Origin of the sequence: Christensenella sp., assembly GCF_034927525.1 — a bacterium.
GTDB lineage: Bacteria > Bacillota > Clostridia > Christensenellales > Christensenellaceae > Christensenella.
In genome coordinates, this window is record NZ_JAYFPU010000011.1 from 1 (window position 1) to 1,768 (window position 1,768).

General features: G+C 52.0%; 3 protein-coding genes. 1 reads left to right on the forward strand and 2 read right to left on the reverse strand.

Annotated features, from left to right (window positions below):
- A partial coding sequence (locus tag VB081_RS00450; RefSeq protein ID WP_323398901.1) for a hypothetical protein occupies positions 1-628 on the reverse strand: 628 nt, incomplete at its 3' end.
- 3 nt (positions 629-631) lie between these two features.
- Entirely contained in the window at positions 632-1,411 is a 780-nt protein-coding gene (locus VB081_RS00455; RefSeq protein ID WP_323398902.1) for a DUF5058 family protein, read from the reverse strand.
- A 147-nt stretch (positions 1,412-1,558) separates the two neighbouring features.
- On the opposite strand from VB081_RS00455, the gene VB081_RS00460 reads away from it, so the two are divergent.
- On the forward strand, positions 1,559-1,768 hold a 210-nt coding region (locus tag VB081_RS00460), incomplete at its 3' end, for a pyridoxal-phosphate dependent enzyme (RefSeq protein ID WP_323398903.1).

Below are 1,768 nucleotides of genomic sequence, written 5' to 3' on the forward strand. Positions count from 1 at the left end.
CCCCAATGGCAATGAGGGCTCCCACGGGGACCAATACCCCCACAGAGCTGGCTAAACTGGGCACCGCGATAAACAGCAGAACCATAAAGACCAGGGGTGCCATGGCAATCTTCCAGCTCTTGCCAATAAATACCACGGCCAGGCCGCCAAAAAGGGCCGGAAGAATATTGTCAAAGGCCGGCTTCAGCACTGGGGATTCCAGCACCGGGGTCAGCAGTGAAAAGAGGAGGACCCCCACAGAAATGATGATGGTGGTCACAATGGCCGAGGTCGCAATGGCGATGGTGGATACAATTTCCGCCTCCTCGCTGCCGGGCTTCACCTCCATGGCCTCCATGGCATTTAATGCGGCGGGCACCTTCAGACTGGTCACATTCCCGGTGACAAAACCGATGAAGGTCCCCCCGGTCCCCAGCATAGGGGTGTAGGTAATCACCTCGATCAGGCCAACGGTCCAGTAAATGGGCGCCACTCCCAAAAGTCCCTTGAGCACCGCCGTGCCCTCGGGCCAGGCATCGTACACCAGGCAAACAATAACCGGCACCGCCAGGAGCACCGCAATGGCCGTCCAAATCCAAAGCAGTCCGTAGCGATAGGTCGCGTCGTTATAGGTTTTAAAATCCTTCATCACTTAACCTCCAATCACCGGGGTGACCCAGATGGCAAAAATCATGGCGCAGAGCATACTGATGGGCAGGGCATAGTTCTCCAGCCAGGCGTGGTGGAATTTTTTAATGAGCAGACCACAGACCCCCATGACCGCCGCGGAAAACAATAGGACGAAAACCGGAATCCACCCCACAAGGCCCTGGCTGATGGTGGAAAAAACCATCCCCAGGAAAGCGGAGATCATCCCCAGAAACATGGCATCGATAAAGAGATCCCCCCAGCGGCTATCCTTGGCCTTCATGGAAACCAGCCCCCGCTGGATGCGCTTGAACAGAATGGGGACGTAGATCAGGCTCGGCAGAATTCCCAGGGTCATCACCCAGAGGATCGCCGTGTACACCTTGGGGTCACCAATGAGGCTCGATAGGGAAATCCCCAGGGCCGTGGCCGTGGAGGATGCCGCGGGCAGCTCGTAGGTAATAGCCCCGATCACCGAAAGCCGAATCCAGGGGAGGGGAAGCCCCAGGAATTTAGCCAGGGTCACCACCCCTAAAAGAATGGATACCGCTGGTGCGATGGTAAAAATAGCCGTGGATAAAACCGATTGGCGAATCCGGGCCATATCCATGCCCGAGGCCTTGGCCTGGCGCAATGCCCGCACCAAAAAGAAGGCCGATTGGGCCAGCACGAAGATAATGACGATGGCCGCCAGAATGAATAAAAAAGAACTGTTGGGATTAAAGGTCATAAGCGTTTCCTCTCTATAAAAATATATAGGATAATCATACCATGTGATGCTCATTTTTTAAAGCCACTCCACCACCTTTCATATCTCCTAAAACTTCAATCCTCAGGTTATTGACATTATTTCTGTATTCTGTATACTTAAGAATGCATGAATATAATTCCAGTCGTATCCCTTACGCAAACCAATAAACAAGGAGTCAATATGGATCAAGAAAAAATTAACCATTATTTAGACCAGGATCACCTGGCAGAAGTGAAGCAGGCCCAGGAGCACCTGGCCCCCATCATTAAAAAAACCGCCCTGATCAAGAGTGATTTTTATAGCAGCGAGTATGGCGGTGACATTTATATCAAGCCCGAAAACCTCCAAATGACTGGTTCTTTTAAAATCCGAGGAGCTTATCATAAAATC